The following is a 19,324-nucleotide window of genomic DNA, read 5'->3' as shown; positions in this document are numbered from 1 at the left end:
AAAAATAAGCACGAGAGTATAATGTGAAATGGAATACATATTGGATTCATTATGTAACCTTACAAAAATGTAAGGTGTTTGAAAGGAAATTCAATATGCAGAATACTAGACATACATTATACTAGGGAAAGAGAAAGAGAGGCGAATGAAGATGAGCTCTGAATTAGAACAAAATACGAGAAGCAATAAAAAACGTTCTAAAAGAAGGTCAATAAAATGGTTCATTTTAATTCCATTTTTCCTACTTATTTTTGGAGGAGTAGGATATGGATCATTAATATATAATAAAGCAAAAGCTGTTGTAAGTGATGCGTATGCACAAATTGATAAATCATCAAAACGTGATAAAGAAGTTGAGCCTTTAAAGGATAACATCTCTATTTTAATTATGGGTGTAGATGGTAGTGAAATGCGAAAAAGTCAATATGGTGAAGCTGTTCGCACAGATGCACTTTTATTAGCAACAATTAATAAAGATGATAAATCAGTTAAATTAGTAAGTATTCCGCGTGATTCACGTGTATATATTCCATCTAGAAAGAAATTAGATAAAATTACACACGCACACGTATTTGGTGGTGTTGAAAGTACACGAGATACAGTGGAAAGATTTTTAAATGTTCCTGTTGATTATTATGTAAAGTTTAACTTTGAATCATTCGTACAAATTGTCGATTCACTTGGTGGTATTGATATTGATGTACCTGTTACTTTCACAGAGCAAGATAGTAAAGATCAAGCGGGTATGATTCATTTAGAAAAAGGCTTCCAACATTTAAATGGAGAACAAGCACTTGCACTTGCAAGAACGCGTAAAATTGATAGTGACGCAATGCGTGGACAAAGACAACAACTTGTAATAGAAGCAATTGCAAAAAAAGCGATGTCTGTGCAATCAATTAGCAAAATGGGCTCTTTACTTGATGCGGTTGATAAAAATATGAAAACGAACTTAACTTTCGATGATATGCTTGCGATTACAAAAAATATGGCAGGATCTAATTTAGAAATGGAAAAAATGCAAATAGAAGGTACGGATAAACGTATCGGAGGTATTTATTATTACATTCCAAATGAAAAAAATGTGAAAGATATTTCGAAAAAAATAAATGATCATCTAGGTGTAACACCGAAACCAGTTCGAAACGAATAATAAAAAAAGATTGGCTTTCGCCAATCTTTTTTTATCGGAATGGATTTGTAACTTTTCTGTAACGATTTTTTATTTTAGAAAAACTATACTCATATGTATGAGAATATTGGAGAAGCAAAAAGTAAAGAAAAATAATAAAAATCTGTAATAAGGAAAGATATCATATGCAGAAATGGATAGGCATTATGGGAATCATTTTTATGTTGACTGGATGTAAAATGTCTGAAGCTCCAACAAGTTTAATGGGTGCTCCTGCCAATGAGAAATGGATTAATGAATTAAAAGAGCAAATAGATAAAGATTTGCCTGTAAATTATCGATTGCTTACTCCAATGTCTAATAAAGATAAGCAGATGATTTGGTCAATGGATTTTAAACAAGATAATAAGAAAGAAGCCATCTTATTTTATAAATTGCCGAATGAAGATCATAGCGTATATTTAGCTGTATATGAAGAAGTCGGAAATGGATGGAAAGTAAAGTCCACGCACAGATTTGATGGTGGAGATGTAGATATCGTTGAAGTCGGTGATTTTACAGGGAATGGGAAGCGAGAGTTATTAATCGGAATTTCTGTAAGTCGTGAATCGTTAGAACATGTTATGTATGTTTTTTCGGAAGAAAATGAAGATATGAAGGAAATATATAATCGAAGTTATACGAAGTTATTCATAGAGGATTTAAATAAAAATGGACTGAAAGATATAAGTCTTGTTACGTATGAAAAAGATGAGAAATTGACAGTTGAGTTCATGGAACAATTTAAGACTTTATCTGAAGCGTCATTCGATCCATTTATAAATAGCATTCAAAGAATACAAATGGGCCGCATTTCTGAATCACTAAAGGCGGTTGTAATTGACGCAGGTGTTGGTGCTCATTCAGGGATAACATATGTAGCAAAATTTGATAAGGGTCATTATGAGCCACTACCTATAGATGGGAAAGAAGATTTATTCAATGATTATGTAGTCGAAAGCAAAGATATAAATGAAGACGGCATTATTGAATTTGTTCGTACAGTGCGTCCAAAAGGTTGGGAAGATAAATCACATGGTGATAGTCCGCTATTCGAACGTTACATACAGTGGAGTGAATCTGAAATTAAACCAATTGAAGAAAGATATATCGATATAGAAAAAGGATATTATGTGAAAATTCCTGAAGAGTTAATTGGAAAAATTACGATACCAGATGAGCAAAAGGAATCAAATTCTCAAAAGTTTTTGGAAACAAGTACAAAAGAATTATGGCTTGAAGTCCATATATTTGAGCGGAAAGAATGGTTCAAAATAAAAGGATACGAAGCAGCAGTTAAAACAGCTTCTCACGTATATGCTGTACCGAAACAACCACATTTTGAAAAAGTGAAAGCATATGTAAAACCGCTAGCGGATTATCAACAAGAGTAGGGAGGTGGAAATTATGCCAACAATTTTAGTTTTAGAAGATGAAATGCCTATTCGTAGTTTTATCGTCTTGAATTTGAAACGTGCTGGATTTTATGTGTTAGAAGCTAGTACGGGAGAAGAGGCGTTACAGATTTTATGTGAACATACTGTTGATGTAGCATTGCTTGATGTAATGTTACCAGGAATTGATGGTTTTCAAGTTTGTAAATCCGTCCGGGAAGAAAATAAAAAAATAGGTATTATTATGTTAACCGCACGCGTACAAAATGAAGATAAAGTACAAGGACTAGGAATTGGTGCAGATGATTATATCGCAAAGCCGTTTAGTCCAGTGGAACTAACTGCACGTATACAATCGTTACTAAGAAGAATAGAAGTACATGATGAAAAAGCGAATACAATCATATCTGGCCCGTTTTCGTTAAATGTTATAGAAGAAAGATTATATAAAAGTGGACAATTAGTTGATTTAACCCCTACAGAGTATATGATATTACAGTATTTGATGAATCAGGCTTCAAAGCCGGTTTCACGTGATGAAATTTTAAATATGATTTGGGGAACGAATTATGTAGGTGAGACGAAAGTAGTAGATGTAAATATGAGGCGGTTACGCCAAAAGATAGAATGTAATCCATCAGAACCTGAATTTATTCTTACTGTGTGGGGAAAAGGATATGTGTGGAAGGAAAGTATAAGATGAAAAGAAAAGTGACTTTATATTTTATGACGGTCATTATACTTATGCTTGTATTATTTGAAGTCGTATTTTCAGTCTCCATTTATCGATATTATTATAATGGTATTGTGCAATATATAGAATCTCATGCGAAGACAAGTACGCGATTTTTCTCTGAATACAATTCACTATACTTTATTCGATTGCAAGAATATAGCGGGGATATAATTGAGAGCTTTCAGTTAGAAGGAACCGAATTACAATTAATTGATCGGCATGGTACGATTATACAATCGTCAAGTGGACAAAAGGTAGAAGGTAAAGTAGTTATTCCATATTCGTTACTAGAAGGAGAAATGTATCATCAAGTGACTGCTACGAAAGACAATGTGAAACAATTGGAAGTGATTAGTCCACTTATTCATCAAGGACAAACGATCGGTGCTTTGAAATATACAACTGTTTTAACGAATGTAAATGCAAAGATTATTGAAATTATTATGTTTACTATTTCAGTTGGAATTGTCATTTCTGGTATCGTATTCTTAATCAGTAGACGATTAGCGAATTCGTTTGTTAAACCTATCGAATCTATTATTCATGCTTCTTCACAAATTGCAGAAGGTACATTAAAGAAGAAAATTAAAGAGGATTATCCAGGTGAATTAGGTGAGTTAGCACATAGTTTAAATCATATGTCTAATAAAATAGAAAAAGCGGAACAGATGAAAAATGAATTCATTGCTTCTATTTCTCATGAAATACGAACGCCTTTAACTGGAATTAAAGGTTGGAGTGAGACGTTAAAAACGGTAGATCATTTAACAGAAGAAGAGATAAAGCAAGGCATGGGAATTATTTCAGGTGAGACAGACCGATTGATTCATTTAGTAGAAGAATTGCTAGATTTTTCAAGATTACAATCAAATCATTTCAATTTATATAAACAAAAGGTGCAAATATACGATATACTAGAGGAGACGATTTGGCAATTAACTCCTAACGCTGAAGAGAAACAAATTCAATTTATTAATACGATAGAAAGAATTGAATTGATGGGAGATCGAAATAGGCTAAAGCAAATTTTCTTGAATATTGTTCAAAATGCTATTAAATATTCACATGAAAAAGGTACAATACACATTGAAGCGACTAACAATGAAGGACAAGTAGTGATCAAGGTGAAAGACGAAGGGATTGGAATTGCTAAAGAGCATTTACCATATATAGAACAGTCATTTTACCAGATTAATAACCATGCTACAGGTGCTGGTCTCGGTTTAACTATCGTTAAAAAAATGGTAGAGCTTCATGGAGGCACACTTAGTTTTATAAGTAAAGAAGGAATAGGAACAACCATTTTAATAAAACTCCCATTATAATACATATATATGTCTGTTTATATAGTGTAATAAAATAAATAGATGTATAATTATATTGGGTGATTTATATATAAGATTAATAGGGAGAGGAATTCGATAGAATGGAAAAAGCTTTTAAAGTTAAACGAGTAGTATTCGGATTAATAGCGATTGCAGCAGTAGCTATAGGGTATTTCATGTTTCAATCCATTACTTCACCAGCAAAGGCTGTTGCAAAACAAGAAAACGTAGTACAGCTTGCAAGTGAACAACCGAAAGTAGAAATGAATAAAACGGCACCAAGTCGTTTTAATGGAAAAGAAAGAAAAGTTGCTTATCTTACATTTGATGATGGCCCAGGGAAATATACGGCTGAATTGTTAAATATGTTAAAACAGCATGATGCGAAGGCGACGTTCTTTTTAATTGGAGCGAATGTAAAAGGATTTCCGGATTTAGTGAAACGTGAAAATGCAGAGGGTCATTATGTAGGTATGCATAGTATGACACATAATTTTGCAAAGTTATATAAAAATGGCGAGTATGTAAATGAAATGAAAGAAGATCAAAGCTTAATCGCAAATATTATTGGAAAATCACCTAAATTAACACGTCCACCATACGGTTCGATGCCTGGATTAAATGAAGGTCTTCGAAATAAAGTAGTAGAGGGCGGTTTTAAAGTATGGGATTGGACAATTGATTCATTAGATTGGAAATATAACAAAATGCAAGTTGATGCAGCGGCAGCACAAATTGCTCAAAATGTAATAACAAATGCAACAAAACCACAGGAAGTTATTTTAATGCATGACATTCACCCACAATCAGTTGCTGCTGTGCCAGCAATTTTAAAAGGGTTAAAAGAAAAGGGTTATGAGTTTGAAGCTTATCATGAAGAGAGTCACTTCCCAGTGAATTTCTGGCATGATAACCGTATGTAATGGAGGAATGAACGTTGAAGTATGGAAAAGTAGCAGTAGTTGGAGCACTGTCAGTAGGACTATTAACAGGTTGTTTCGGTGAAAAACCAGAAGAAAATCTATATACAGCTTTTGAAACAGCAGCGACACAAGAAAAATCATTAGTTGATGAAGCGAAGAAGTTAGAGAAATTAGAGAATGAAGGTCAAGAACTATATTCTCAAATTTTACAAGAAGGTAAAGATCATAATGACACTGTTATGAAGAAGATAGAGCAAGCTACTGCAAATGTAGATGACCGTGAAAAAGTATTAAAAACTGAGAAAGAAATGCTAGAAAAAGCTCAGAAAGAAACAAAATCTGTTCAAGGAAATATAGAGAAGCTTGAAGATAAGAAGTTACAAAAACAAGCGAAAGCAGTAGGAGAGTCGTATCAAAACCGTTATGATGCATTCCAAAAGATGAATGAAAATTATACGAAGGCGTTAGCGACTGAAAAAGAACTGTATGAAAAATTAAAAGTAAAAGAAACGAAATTAAAAGAGATTGGTGAAAAAGTTAAGGCTGTTAATGAATTAACTGTGGAAGCACAAAAATCAAAAGAGCAATTTAACAATTTTACAAAAGAGTATAATGACAGTAAATTAGCATTCTACAAAGATGCAGAGATTAAGATTAAAAATCAGAAATAAAGAAGAATCTTAAGCATAATAAAAAGCCGGAGAAACATCGTTACAAATGTTTTTTCGGTTTTTTACGTTGAATGAATAGAAAAGACTGGAATTGATATCATAAAAGAGTTATAGTGAATTATTCCAAGGGAAACATTGTAAAGTAAGGAGAATGGAAATATGTCATATGAATTTTTACTCAAATTAGGTTTAGCGCTCTTTTTAGGATTATTCATCGGGATAGATAGGCAGCTAAAGAATAAACCGCTTGGTGTGAAAACAAGTATGGTTATTTCTGTAGCAAGTTGTTTAATTACGATGGTTTCAATTGAAGCCGTACATGTATATTCTGTTCCAGGGCATACAAATATGGATCCAATGCGTCTAGCTGCTCAAATTGTGAGTGGGATTGGTTTTCTTGGGGCAGGTGTTATTTTACGAAGAAGTAATGATGTTATTTCTGGATTAACGACAGCTTCTATGGTGTGGGCTGCTTCAGCTTTAGGTATAGCAATTGGGGCAGGCTTTTATTTACAAGCGACGGTTGCAATGATTTTAATTATTTTAGCAATTAACGTACTTCCACAACTTGTGAAAATTGCAGGTCCGTATTCATTAAGACAAAAAGATTTATCTATAAAAATTACTGTAAAAGAGCATCATGAGTTAGATGGTATATTTAAGCAAATTAAAAATTTAGGTATGCATGTGAAACGCGTAAAAATTAAAGATATAGATGGTGGAGCATTTCAGCAATTGGAAATGGTTATTTTAGCTCCAGAAGATTTATATACAACAGAGTTATATAGTTCCTTGAAAGAGATTGATCGTGTTGTTTCAGTTGAAGTGGAAAGTAGATAATTGTGATAAAAAAGAGTGAAGTGGATTCACTCTTTTTTTATTTGGATTTTTAAGGAAAAAAATTGATATAATGATGAATAACAAGGGGGAGAAATGATGGAAATACATATTAGAAGAGCGATAAAAGATGATATACGAGGTATAGCAAAGGTGCATGTTGATAGCTGGAAAACAACGTATAAAGGGATATTTGCTGACGAATTTTTAGAAAATATAACATATGAGCAACGAGAAAAACAATGGGAAAACATTTTTCAACAAGAAGATACATACCAATATAGATTTGTAGCAGAGACGTCAGATGAAACAATAATCGGATTTATTGACGGGGGAGTGGAAAGAAGTGGTGCATATAATTGTGATGGGGAATTATATGCAATCTACCTTTTACAAGAGTATCAAGGAATGAAAATAGGACAAAAGTTATTTCAATCTCTATTATCAGAATGTATAAATAATGATATGCAATCACTTTTAGTATGGGTTGTTACGAATAATCCTTCTAAAAATTTTTATGAAAAATTTAATCCAGAAAAAATTGATACAAAATTTTTAGAGCGAGTACAGGTAGAAGAGACAGCCTATTGTTGGAGAGATATAAATAATATTATTATGTAAACTTATTCTTTGAAAGAGGTATGCCAATTAAGGTATACCTCTTTTGTTTAACTATTTTGGATGGATTACTAATGAAAAATAGTAAGTATGTAGTTTGAAATTGAGTATTTTTTACGTGAATTTTTAACTAGATTAAAGAAAAGATAGAAAACAAGAAAAATTAAATTAGATAAAAAAATTCTGAAATATACTATTGAATTGAATATCATTATCAATTAGAATCATAATTGATAACGATATTCAATTGTTGTTTATTATATAAAATTTCGATAGCTTTAATATAAAGAGGAGGACCAATATGCAGCATGCGAAACAAATCGCAGAACATGCAACATTACAAAGTTTTTTAAACTGTTATTTAAGAGAAACAGGGAGTGGAGAATGGATTACAGAGGATGAAAAAATGAAAAGTATCTTCAGTAATACGTTGAATAGAGATATAGTCCCCACATATTTATATTGTCGGCTATCGGCACAACACATTACTTTGTATGGAGAAGTTATATATAAATCAGCAACAGATCGCCATTTGTTTGGAGAACAATTTTATTATCAAATGGGAGAAAATAAGAATGTTATAAAAGCAGATTACGTTACTGTTATTACATTCTTAATAAAAGAGATGTCTATCAACTACGGAGAAGGGACGAATCCTGCTGAACTTATGCTTCGAGTTATTTGTAGTTGTCAAAATATTGAAGAATTTACAAAGGAGAGAATAGAAGATACATCTGCATTATACGGTTTCCATACAACTTTTATAGAGGCAGAGCAATCTTTATTATTTGGACATTTAACGCATCCAACCCCAAAGAGTAGACAAGGTATTTTGGAATGGAAAAGTGCAATGTATTCTCCAGAATTAAAAGGAGAATGTCAGCTTCATTATTTTAGGGCACATAAAAGTATAGTAAAGGAAAAATCATTATTATTAGATTCTACAACAGTAATTCTAAAAGAAGAGCTATGTAATGATGAGATGGTTTGTAAAGAATTTATATCGAAGTATTGTAATGAAGATGAATATTCATTACTTCCAATTCATCCGCTTCAGGCAGAATGGCTATTACACCAATCATACGTACAGGATTGGATAGAGCAAGGAGTACTTGAATATATCGGTCCTGTCGGTAAGTATTATATGGCAACATCATCACTTAGGACGTTATATCATCCCCAATCAAAATATATGCTTAAGTTTTCATTCCCAGTAAAAGTAACAAATTCAATGCGTATTAATAAATTGAAGGAACTAGAGAGTGGTCTTGAAGGAAAGGAAATGCTAAATACAGCAATTGGTGAAGTGTTAGATAAGTTTCCAGGTTTTGATTTTATTTGTGATCCAGCATTTATTACATTAAATTACGGGGCAAAAGAATCTGGATTTGAAGTAATTATACGAGAGAACCCTTTTTATGGTGAACATGCAAATGACGCTACTTTAATTGCTGGATTAGTTCAAGATACTATACCTGGGGAACGTACTCGTTTATCGAATATTATTCATCGACTAGCAGATTTAGAAGGTAGAAGCTGTGAAGAAGTAAGTTTAGATTGGTTTAGACGATATATGAATATTTCTTTAAAGCCAATGGTATGGATGTACTTACGTTATGGTGTTGCATTAGAAGCGCATCAGCAAAATAGCGTTGTTCAGCTAAAGGATGGTTATCCGGTCAAATATTATTTCCGTGATAATCAAGGGTTTTATTTCTGTAATTCAATGAAAGAGATGCTTAATAATGAGTTGGCTGGCATTGGAGAACGTACTGGAAATCTATATGACGATTATATTGTAGATGAGAGATTTCGTTACTACTTAATTTTTAATCATATGTTTGGTCTCATTAACGGTTTTGGCACAGCAGGATTAATTAAGGAGGAATTTCTTCTCTCTGAATTAAGATCTGTACTTGAATCGTTCCTTCCGTATAACCGTGAACCTTCTACCTTTTTAAGAGAATTGTTAGAAGAGGATAAGTTGGCATGTAAAGCAAATTTATTAACGAGATTTTTCGATGTCGATGAGTTAAGTAATCCTTTAGAACAGGCAATTTACGTACAGGTACAGAATCCGCTCGTTAGAGAAGTGGCTGTTCGTTCATAAATAACGTTAAAATTTCACGTAATACAAATAATGGTATTTTTTCGTAAGGCGGAGGGAGTTATGAGAGTGGACATGTATCATACGAGAATATTGAAAGCGCTTGAATCAGAAGATTACATTTCAGTACGAAGAAGAGTGTTACGTCAATTAGTAGAGTCGTTAATTTATGAGGGGATTATTACGCCAATTCGCATAGAAAATGAAGAACAAATTCTTTTTCTTATACAAGGACTTGATGAGGACAACAAAAGTGTCACGTACGAATGTTACGGAAGAGAACGAATGACATTTGGACGTATCTCTATAGATTCATTAGTAATAAGAGTTCAAGAGGGAAAACAAGAAATACACTCAGTCTCTCAATTTTTGGAAGAAGTTTTTCGGATTGTTAACGTAGAACAAACGAAATTAGATTCTTTTATTCATGAATTAGAACAAACGATATTTAAAGACACGATTGCTCAATTTGAAAGAAATAATAAAGAAGAATACACTCAAAAATCTTACGATGAGTTTGAAAGTCATTTAATAGACGGCCATCCATATCATCCTAGTTATAAAGCACGCATTGGGTTTCAATATCGTGACAATTTTCAATATGGATATGAATTTATGAGACCAATAAAAATTATATGGATTGCAGCGCATAAGAAATATGCGGCTGTAGGTTATGAAAATGAAGTAATCTATGACAATATTTTAAAAGGTGAGATAGGCGCGCATACATTAGAAACGTATATGGAACGAATTCACAGTGCGGAATGTAATCCAAAACAGTACGTGTTCATACCTGTTCATCCTTGGCAGTGGGAGAACTTCATCATTCCAAATTACGCTGACCATATACAGGATAAAAATATAATTTATTTAGGACAATCGGCGGATGATTATTGCGCGCAACAATCGATGAGGACGTTAAGAAATGTTACGAATCCAAAGAGACCATATGTAAAGTTATCGCTGAACATACTTAACACTTCAACACTCCGTACGCTGAAACCATATTCAGTTGTGAGTGCACCAGCTATATCGAATTGGTTAAGTGATGTCGTAAGTCAGGATTCTTATTTAAGGAATGAATCGCGCATTATTTTGCTAAAGGAATTTTCGAGTGTAACGTATGATACAAATAAGAAAGCCACATATGGTTCGTTAGGATGCATTTGGCGTGAAAGCGTTCATAAATATTTAAATGAGAAAGAGGATGCGGTTCCCTTTAACGGCTTATATGCAAAAGAGAAAGACGGGACACCAGTTATTGATGCATGGTTAAACAAATATGGGATAGAAAATTGGCTACGATTACTGATTCAAAAAGCGATCATACCAGTTATACATCTTGTTGTAGAGCATGGAATCGCATTAGAATCACACGGACAAAATATGATTTTAGTTCATAAAGAAGGGCTACCTGTCCGTATTGCATTAAAGGATTTCCATGAAGGACTTGAGTTTTATCGTCCATTCTTAAAAGAAATGAATAAATGTCCAGACTTTACTAAAATGCATAAAACGTATGTGAATGGAAAAATGAATGATTTCTTTGAAATGAATCGTATTGAATGTTTACAAGAGATGGTATTAGATGCACTGTTCTTATTTAATGTAGGAGAATTAGCTTTCGTACTTGCAGACGAATATGATTGGAAAGAAGAAATTTTTTGGATGATAGTTGTCGAAGAAATTGAAAATCATTTTAGAAAATATCCACACTTGAAAGATAGATTTGAAAGTATTCAGCTATACACTCCTACATTCTATGCTGAGCAATTAACGAAGCGACGATCATATATGGATGTGGAATCGCTTGTTCATGAAGTTCCAAATCCATTGTATAGAGCAAGCCAACTTATGAAACAAAAATCAGTTGTTACAGGGGGAAATTATGCTAATCGTTAATAAACAAGAGTATAGCAAAAGTGATTTTGATTTGAGATTACAAGTTTATGAGGAAATGGAACAATTTCAAGAAGCAGAAGGAAATAGATTTGCGCTTTGTCTGAAAGATCCATTCGATATTATTACGCTTGTGTTTTTCTTAAAAGAAAAGAAATCCTCAGTATTGCTTATACATGAAGATACGCCAAAAGAAACGGCTATTGAAATGGCAAAGCGTGCAAATTGTATCGGGATTTTATATGGAGAATATGGCGATTTTACGAAATTAGAAGTAGTGAAAGCTTTACTAGAAGAGCCCTCTTTATTGCAATATAGTTCTGGTACAACAGGAGAACCGAAACTGATTCGTAGAGCATGGACGGAAGTGGACACAGAAATTACTGCTTATAATGAAGCTTTAAACTGTGAAATAGATGAAGTGCCGGTCGTTATGGCTCCTGTTTCACATTCATACGGATTAATATGTGGTACGTTATCCGCAATTACGCGGGGAAGCAAACCTATCATCATTACGAATAAAAATCCTAAATTCGCATTAAATATAGTTCGCAATACAGAAAAACATATCATATATGCAGTACCACTTATGTTACATATTATGGGGAGTTTCCCGCAAAGAACGTTTCAGTTTCATAAAATTATGACATCCGGAGCGCCTTTGCCAGAAGCATTGTTTTATAAACTAAAAGAAACGACAACATATATGATGCAGCAATACGGTTGTTCTGAAGCGGGTTGTATTAGTATATGTCATGATATGAAAAGCCATTTAGATTTAGGAAATCCGCTACCTCATGCGAGTATAAGCATGGGTTCAGATGAAAATATGCCTGAAGAAATCGTAGTGAAAATGAATGATAAGAAAATTTTCACGAAAGATTTGGGATATAAATCTGAGCGTGGCCTTCATTTTATGGGACGCATGGACGATGTGATTAACGTTTCAGGATTGAAAGTCTTTCCGATAGAGGTAGAAGAAACAATACTTCGATTAGAAGGTGTTCAAGAGGCCATTGTATATCGAGGGAAACATCCTGTGATGGGCGAAATTGTTAAAGCGAAAGTAATCTCTCATATTGATCCAGTGCGAATAAGAGAATGGTGTATGCAGTATTTACCATCTTATAAAGTTCCACATGAGATTGAAAGTGTAACTGAAATTCCGAAAAATAAAACTGGAAAAGTAAGTAGAAAGTTACTAGAGATGGGAGAGGTTACAGCATGAAACGTGAAACATTAAAAAATGAAGTTTTGAAAATTATGACAGGGAAAATGGAGCTCAAAAACGTTACGCATTTAGAAGAAACGATGCGCTTAAATCAAGATTTATATATAGATTCGGTAATGATGTTACAGCTCATTGTATACATAGAAATGGATTTAAAGTTATGCGTTCCGGAGGATGAATTAGATCCAAAGGCATTTCTTACTGTAGGATCTTTGCTTGATTTTATGGAGGAGTTACAGCCGGTATAAGAAGTAAATGTGAATAACTAACCTTTAGGAAAGTGGATGAGAGTATGACTTCAATTAAAGTGCACTGTTTAGTGAGTTGTTTTTGTGAAATTATAAAAAGGCGTAGCGATATTGATTTTCGTCCATTTTATTTTGGATTATGGGACGGCGATTTTGATATAACAGAAGGCGGAATTATTTCGTATCACTCTGAAAACATTAACCATGATAATTACTTACTATGGTATGAAAAATTGTACGGTATGAAAGTGAACGAATGGTACGATCATGCAAAAGATAAAAATAGCAATGTAGAAATATTTTTAGAATTAGTAGAAAACAAGCCTGAAAATCGTTATGTCATTGTAATGGTTGATATGTCTCTATTACCAGAGAGGGAAAATAAATTTCATCAAAAACCATTTCCACATTATTTAATGATATCGAAGACAGAGAAAGAAGAAGAGTGGTTCATGCTAGATCCTGATTTTCGCTGGGAAGGGAATATGGAAAGAGAAAAAGTGCTTCACTCTGTTCAAGATAATCCATTTGGTGGAGGGTATTTCATTGATGTAGAAGAAATTCAGGAGCCAACAGAAGAAATGGTAGCGAGTTATTTCATAGAAACTTTCAAAAGAAAGGACAATGAACTGACTATGGAATTGAAAAATTTAATTATAAAAATGGCAAATGAAGAAGAAGGTTATTCGCTTTCGGGTCTTGTAGCGGCAGTGAAGCAAATACCAGTACTTGCAATTCGTAAATATAGTTATGAACATGCCTTTGCATACTTCCGTGAAACGTTGCAATATTCGGAGCAAGAGTTTGATTATTGGTGTGATCGGGTAGAGGATATTGTACAAGGATTTACAAATGTACAGTATCGAGCAATTAAAATGGCGATGACGAATAATAAAGGCATGTTATTATCAATTGTTGAAAAGTTGGATGAAATGAATGCAATTGAACTGCAAATTAAGGCTGAATTAGAGAGACAGTTTGTATCATGGAAAGAAATGAAAACAAACGAGTCTGTCTTAGCATTTTAAAAACCTAACTGAATTTAAGATAAGGGAGTTCAAACCTATGAAATATTCATTATGTACTATTTCCTTTCGTCATCAATTAATTTCATTTACTGATATTGTTCAGTTTGCATATGAAAACGGTTTTGAAGGAATTGAATTGTGGGGGACTCATGCACAAAATTTGTATATGCAAGAGTATGAAACGACAGAACGAGAATTGAATTGTTTAAAGGATAAAAGCTTGGAAATTACGATGATAAGTGATTACTTAGACATATCATTATCGGCAGATTTTGAAAAAACGATAGAGAAATGTGAACAACTTGCAATATTAGCTATTTGGTTTAAAACAAACAAAATTCGTACGTTTGCTGGACAAAAAGGTAGCGAAGATTTCTCGGAACAGGAGAGAAAAGAGTATGTGAATCGTATTCGCATGATTTGTGAAGTATTTGCTCAGCATAATATGTATGTACTTTTAGAAACACATCCAAATACGTTAACGGATACGCTGCCTTCTACTTTGGAATTATTAGGAGAAGTAGATCATCCGAATTTGAAAATAAACCTTGATTTTCTTCATATATGGGAGTCTGGTGCAGATCCAATAGACAGCTTCCATCGACTAAAGCCGTGGATACAACATTACCATTTTAAGAATATATCGTCAGCAGATTATTTGCATGTGTTTGAACCAAATAATGTATATGCAGCAGCGGGAAGTCGAATTGGTATGGTTCCATTATTTGAAGGTGTGGTAAATTATGATGAGATTATTCAGGAAGTGAGAGATACTGACCATTTTGCTTCACTCGAATGGTTTGGACATAATGCGAAAGATATATTAAAAGAAGAAATGAAAGTATTAACAAATAGAAATTTAGAAGTAGTAACTTCTTAATATAAAATGATGTAAGAGTCTCTCATTGTAGAGACTCTTTTTTTAAAAATACAAATAACCAAAAATTACCATGTATTTAAATTAAAATTTAACACAATTTATATATAAATAAGGAGGTGATTGGTAATGGCTAGAAATCGTAACTCTAATCAATTAGCATCACATGGAGCACAAGCAGCTTTAGATCAAATGAAATATGAAATTGCACAAGAATTTGGTGTACAACTTGGCGCTGATACTTCTTCACGTGCAAACGGTTCTGTAGGCGGTGAAATTACAAAACGTCTAGTAGCGATGGCAGAACAACAACTTGGTGGCGGATATACTCGCTAATTGTAGAAGGTTATAGGAGAAAGGAAGGATTCTTCCTTTCTTTTTTTTTCAATTAATTGGTATGAATATATTGCGAACTGGATTCAAAGAATAGGAATAATACTATATTTTCCCCAATTTCTTTTGTTGTGAATGGGAAGTAGTAAAGATGTAATAGCCCTGGTGGAATGAAAAATTACGTTCCAGCAGGGCTATTATATGGTCAGAAATATACGATGAAAGGGTTCCGAAGCCAACATGTTAAAAAAAGAAAACTGTTGTTTAATTGCGCTTGCATCAGTTCCACTTGTTATGACATTAGGGAATTCAATGCTTATTCCAATTCTGCCGACTATTGAAAAGAAATTACATATTTCATCGTTTCAAGTATCCATGATTATTACAATTTACTCTATTGTAGCCATTTTACTTATACCGATTGCTGGTTATTTATCAGATAGATGGGGACGAAAGATGATAATGGTTCCGAGTTTGCTGATTGCGGCTATAGGCGGAGCGGTAACAGGTTGGGTATCATGGAAAGTTGATAATCCCTACACTTGGATACTGATTGGTAGAGCGATTCAAGGTATTGGTGCAGCTGGTGCAATGCCAGTTGTTATACCTTGTGTTGGTGATTTATATAAAGATGAAAAACAAGTTAGTACAGGTTTAGGAATCATTGAAACATCCAATACATTTGGAAAAGTGCTGAGCCCTATTTTAGGATCTGCTCTTGCTGCCATTGTATGGTTCTTACCATTTTGGGCAATTCCAGTTTTATGCATAGTATCAATTGTTTTATTACTTGTTCTAGTAAAGGCAAAGAAACAAGAAGGAGAAGTGCCACCACTTAAAGAGTTTATAAAATCTATTATCTCTACGTTTCGAGAAAAGGGAAGATGGTTAATTGCCATTTTTGTATTAGGTGCAATTATTATGCTTATTTTATTCGGAATTCTCTTTTATTTGTCGACGATACTGGAATCAAAGTATGACATACATGGTATATGGAAAGGTTGTGTACTTGCTATCCCGTTACTTGTATTGTCACTTAGTTCATATATGGCGGGTAAAAAAATTGGAGATAATCAAAATGTAATGAAGAATTGTATTTATATTGGTTTTTTAATGGCAGCTACATCAGTCATCATTCCTTTATTTATAAAAGGGATTTATTTACTACTTCTTTGTCTCGTTATTATGGGGATAGGAATTGGTATGGCACTCCCATGTTTAGACGCCCTAATTACACAAGGAATTGAAAAGGAGCAAAGGGGGACAGTTACGTCATTTTATAGTTCCATGCGATTTATTGGTGTAGCAGCTGGACCACCTCTATACTCTTTTTTCATGAAAGGTGCTGACCATGAAGTGTTTTATGTAACAAGTATTTTCGCTGGTATCGGTGCTGTTATAGCAATGATTTGGATTAAACCAGAAAAAGATGCAAAGACGGTAAAACAGAAAACGGAACCTACTTCATAATTTGTAAGAGAATTGCATGGTGTTTTAAGGAACATGCAATTCTCTTTCGTTTATTAAGAATACATAACTTGTTTTAACATATAAAGCGCGACACCCCAAATGATGAGACCCGAAAACTTGTTTAATAATACGATTGTCTTTCCAGTTGAGTCCATTCTTTTTAGAAATTTCCCTGCTAAGGCTAAGCTTATAAACCAAATCCAAGAAACGATAATAGTTGCAAGTGTGAAAGCCCATTTTTCACTTCCTATGTATTGAATAGAATTTGTTCCGATTACACCGATTGTATCTAAAATTGCATGTGGATTTAATAACGAAACCGATGCAGCGAAAAGGATTTGCTTTTTTAATGGCATGCTGTTTTCTTGTTTTATATCGTTGGAAGGGTTACTTCTCCAAATAACAAAGCCCATATATAGGAGAAAGAAAAATCCAATTATATATAACGTGTTAGTTAGCCAAGAAAAAGTAAGGAGTACAAGGGAGACACCCTGCACCGCAATCAATATGAGTAACGTATCACATATAGAGGCAGTTAATACTACAGGGGCTGCCCTCCAAATGTTTGGTTGGCTCGCACCTTGGTTAAAGACGAAAACATTTTGGACACCTAATGGAATGATAAGACCAAATGCAAGAATGATACCATGAATAATTGCTTCACTCATCATATTACCTCCTATTTTAATTCAGTATGATAGTGTATATTGTATAAAAGAAATGAAAATTTGTATCCATCCATATGGTTGGAGAGGTTACCAACCAAAAAGAATATAAGGTGATATGATGGAAAGATTCGTTTGGAAACCGAATATGTCTCTAGCGACTCCTCTGTATAAACAAATAGAAACGTATATAAAAGAAAGAATCGTTAATGGAGAATGGACTGTTGGAACGAAATTACCTTCACAAAGAGATTTGGCACATACATTCGGTGTGAACCGGAGTACAATTGTAATGGCTTTCGATGAACTAGTGGCAAAGGGATACATTGAAGGGAATGGCAGGAAAGGAACAATTGTTGTAAATAATAATGAGAATGCTTCAACGTACGCGCCCCCGCCTAATTGGCAGTCTTATGTAGAAACGGGACTTCATTATCCGAATCTGCCTGCTATTCAAGAGATTAATCAAGCTGAATTTTATCCGCATGTAATTCGTTTAGGAACAGGTGAGCTCGCGCCAAGTCTTTTACCTGAAAAAAAGATGAAAGATATTATGAATAAGCTTTTAAAGTCGAGCATGATACTTGGGTATGAAGAACCGAAAGGGAATTTCTATTTAAGGAAGAAAATTGCGGACTATTTAAAAGGACATGGTATAGATGTAACTCCTGATTCTATATTAATTGTTTCAGGAGCAATTCAAGCGTTGCAACTTATTTCTATGGGGCTTCTTCCAAAAGGGGCATCCATCTTATTAGAAAAACCATCTTATTTATATTCTCTTAATGTTTTTCAATCAGCAGGAATGCGTTTAATTGGTATACCAATGGATGAGAACGGTTTACATTCATCATATATTACGAAATATAAGAAGCAATTTAATGCATCTATTTTATATACAATCCCGTCTTTTCATAATCCGACGAACTTTAGTATGAATGCGAAGAAACGAATAGAAGTGATGGAAATATGTAACGAAATTGGTTTGCCAATTATAGAAGACGCGGTGTACCAAGACTTATGGTTTGATGAGCCTGTTTCAAAGCCTTTAAAAGCATATGATAAAAACGGAATTGTACTACATATTGGGAGTATGTCTAAAGTTATTAGTCCAGGGTTAAGAATTGGATGGATTGTTGGATCTGAGCCAGTCATTCAAAGATTGGCAGACATAAAAATGCAAACAGATTATGGTTCAAGTTCTATATCCCAGCAAATTGTAGCGGAATGGTTTGCAGATGGATTGTATGATGAACATTTACAGTTTGTAAGAACTAAGTTGAAAAAACGTAGAGATTTTATGTTGCAAATGTTAGAGAAATATTGTCGTGATATAGCAACATGGTATGAACCGACAGGTGGTTTTTATATTTGGTTACATATGAATGTACCCGTTTCGAACCGTAGCTTATTCGACAAAGCTTTGAAAGAAAAGATTTTATTAAATCCAGGTACTTTGTATGATAGAAGTGCAAACCAATTTTTGCGTCTATCATATTCATACGCAACGTTAGAAGAAATTGAAATAGGTATCAAAAAACTTGCACAACTAATGAAAAAGTAAGAGGAGAAAATAATGAAACAATACGTAATTTGCCAAATTATCAATGGAGAAAAATATTTAGCTGCTTATGCGGAGTCGAAGCAGGATGCAATTGAAAAAGCAGAATTGTTAGGATTACGAACGGGAAATCGATACACAGTTATTACTGCGGAAGAAGCTGAAGGGTTAACGTATCCTTAAGCAACGAATAATAATGATGCAGCAGGAAGTAAATAAGCCTAGTAATC

At 33.6% G+C, this 19,324-nt stretch carries 19 protein-coding genes; 18 read left to right on the top strand and 1 reads right to left on the bottom strand.

Annotation, left to right across the window (positions count from 1 at the left end; all coding sequences use genetic code 11):
- Positions 1–151: 151 nt before the first annotated feature.
- The 16 genes from QEP67_RS18165 to QEP67_RS18090 all read left to right on the top strand — a co-directional run bounded on the left by QEP67_RS18165 (position 152) and on the right by QEP67_RS18090 (position 16,868).
- Entirely contained in the window at positions 152–1,153 is a 1,002-nt protein-coding gene (locus tag QEP67_RS18165) for an LCP family protein (RefSeq protein WP_000093638.1), read from the top strand.
- Positions 1,154–1,317: 164 nt separating this feature from the next.
- Positions 1,318–2,565, top strand: a complete 1,248-nt coding sequence (locus tag QEP67_RS18160) for a hypothetical protein (protein WP_001174816.1) — start codon at positions 1,318–1,320, stop codon at positions 2,563–2,565.
- A gap of 13 nt (positions 2,566–2,578) precedes the next feature.
- The gene (locus QEP67_RS18155; protein ID WP_001142161.1) at positions 2,579–3,268 is read left to right on the top strand and encodes a response regulator transcription factor; all 690 of its coding nucleotides are present in this window, start codon (positions 2,579–2,581) and stop codon (positions 3,266–3,268) included.
- A complete protein-coding gene (locus QEP67_RS18150) occupies positions 3,265–4,626 on the top strand; it encodes a HAMP domain-containing sensor histidine kinase (RefSeq protein WP_000824505.1) in 1,362 nt (453 codons plus the stop codon). Before QEP67_RS18155 ends, QEP67_RS18150 begins: the two co-directional genes overlap by 4 nt.
- A 101-nt stretch (positions 4,627–4,727) precedes the next feature.
- Positions 4,728–5,549, top strand: a complete 822-nt coding sequence (locus QEP67_RS18145; protein ID WP_000409393.1) for a peptidoglycan-N-acetylglucosamine deacetylase — start codon at positions 4,728–4,730, stop codon at positions 5,547–5,549.
- A gap of 14 nt (positions 5,550–5,563) precedes the next feature.
- Positions 5,564–6,220, top strand: coding sequence for a YkyA family protein (locus QEP67_RS18140; RefSeq protein WP_000873561.1), 657 nt, complete (start codon positions 5,564–5,566; stop codon positions 6,218–6,220).
- A 159-nt stretch (positions 6,221–6,379) separates the two neighbouring features.
- Positions 6,380–7,060 carry an MgtC/SapB family protein gene (locus tag QEP67_RS18135; RefSeq protein WP_000119501.1) on the top strand — a complete coding sequence of 227 codons (681 nt, stop codon included), beginning with the start codon at positions 6,380–6,382 and terminating at the stop codon, positions 7,058–7,060.
- Positions 7,061–7,156: 96 nt separating this feature from the next.
- Positions 7,157–7,678: a GNAT family N-acetyltransferase gene (locus tag QEP67_RS18130; RefSeq protein ID WP_000402429.1), complete on the top strand. Its 522-nt coding sequence runs from the start codon at positions 7,157–7,159 to the stop codon at positions 7,676–7,678.
- A gap of 298 nt (positions 7,679–7,976) precedes the next feature.
- Positions 7,977–9,785: an IucA/IucC family protein gene (locus tag QEP67_RS18125; RefSeq protein WP_048566548.1), complete on the top strand. Its 1,809-nt coding sequence runs from the start codon at positions 7,977–7,979 to the stop codon at positions 9,783–9,785.
- A 60-nt stretch (positions 9,786–9,845) separates the two neighbouring features.
- Entirely contained in the window at positions 9,846–11,684 is a 1,839-nt protein-coding gene (locus QEP67_RS18120; RefSeq protein ID WP_353706354.1) for an IucA/IucC family protein, read from the top strand.
- Positions 11,671–12,909: a 3,4-dihydroxybenzoic acid-AMP ligase AsbC gene (gene asbC / locus QEP67_RS18115; protein WP_000909560.1), complete on the top strand. Its 1,239-nt coding sequence runs from the start codon at positions 11,671–11,673 to the stop codon at positions 12,907–12,909. Before QEP67_RS18120 ends, asbC begins: the two co-directional genes overlap by 14 nt.
- A complete protein-coding gene (gene asbD, locus QEP67_RS18110; protein WP_000818071.1) occupies positions 12,906–13,160 on the top strand; it encodes a petrobactin biosynthesis protein AsbD in 255 nt (84 codons plus the stop codon). Before asbC ends, asbD begins: the two co-directional genes overlap by 4 nt.
- Positions 13,161–13,204: 44 nt before the next feature.
- Positions 13,205–14,188 (top strand): petrobactin biosynthesis protein AsbE, encoded by a 984-nt coding sequence (gene asbE, locus QEP67_RS18105; RefSeq protein WP_000200724.1) that lies wholly within the window; start codon positions 13,205–13,207, stop codon positions 14,186–14,188.
- Positions 14,189–14,225: 37 nt separating this feature from the next.
- Positions 14,226–15,068: a petrobactin biosynthesis 3-dehydroshikimate dehydratase AsbF gene (gene asbF, locus QEP67_RS18100; protein WP_000877692.1), complete on the top strand. Its 843-nt coding sequence runs from the start codon at positions 14,226–14,228 to the stop codon at positions 15,066–15,068.
- 126 nt (positions 15,069–15,194) lie between these two features.
- Positions 15,195–15,401, top strand: a complete 207-nt coding sequence (locus tag QEP67_RS18095; protein ID WP_000113545.1) for an alpha/beta-type small acid-soluble spore protein — start codon at positions 15,195–15,197, stop codon at positions 15,399–15,401.
- Between the two features lie 237 nt (positions 15,402–15,638).
- Entirely contained in the window at positions 15,639–16,868 is a 1,230-nt protein-coding gene (locus tag QEP67_RS18090; RefSeq protein ID WP_064459804.1) for an MFS transporter, read from the top strand.
- Positions 16,869–16,921: 53 nt separating this feature from the next.
- Here QEP67_RS18090 and QEP67_RS18085 read toward each other — a convergent pair whose 3' ends face one another.
- Complete coding sequence (locus tag QEP67_RS18085; protein WP_001287309.1) at positions 16,922–17,536, bottom strand: LysE/ArgO family amino acid transporter; 615 nt, start codon at positions 17,534–17,536, stop codon at positions 16,922–16,924.
- A gap of 118 nt (positions 17,537–17,654) precedes the next feature.
- Here QEP67_RS18085 and QEP67_RS18080 point away from each other — a divergent pair, with 118 nt between their 5' ends.
- Both QEP67_RS18080 and QEP67_RS18075 read left to right on the top strand, forming a co-directional pair.
- Complete coding sequence (locus tag QEP67_RS18080) at positions 17,655–19,097, top strand: PLP-dependent aminotransferase family protein (protein WP_064459803.1); 1,443 nt, start codon at positions 17,655–17,657, stop codon at positions 19,095–19,097.
- Between the two features lie 12 nt (positions 19,098–19,109).
- Entirely contained in the window at positions 19,110–19,277 is a 168-nt protein-coding gene (locus QEP67_RS18075; RefSeq protein ID WP_000816376.1) for a DUF3933 family protein, read from the top strand.
- Positions 19,278–19,324: the final 47 nt, after the last annotated feature.

It is taken from the genome of Bacillus cereus group sp. MS39 (assembly GCF_040448665.1).
In the GTDB taxonomy this organism is placed as follows: domain Bacteria; phylum Bacillota; class Bacilli; order Bacillales; family Bacillaceae_G; genus Bacillus_A; species Bacillus_A wiedmannii.
The sequence above is the reverse complement of the archived record's forward strand: the minus strand, read 5'-3'. Positions and strand labels throughout refer to the sequence as shown.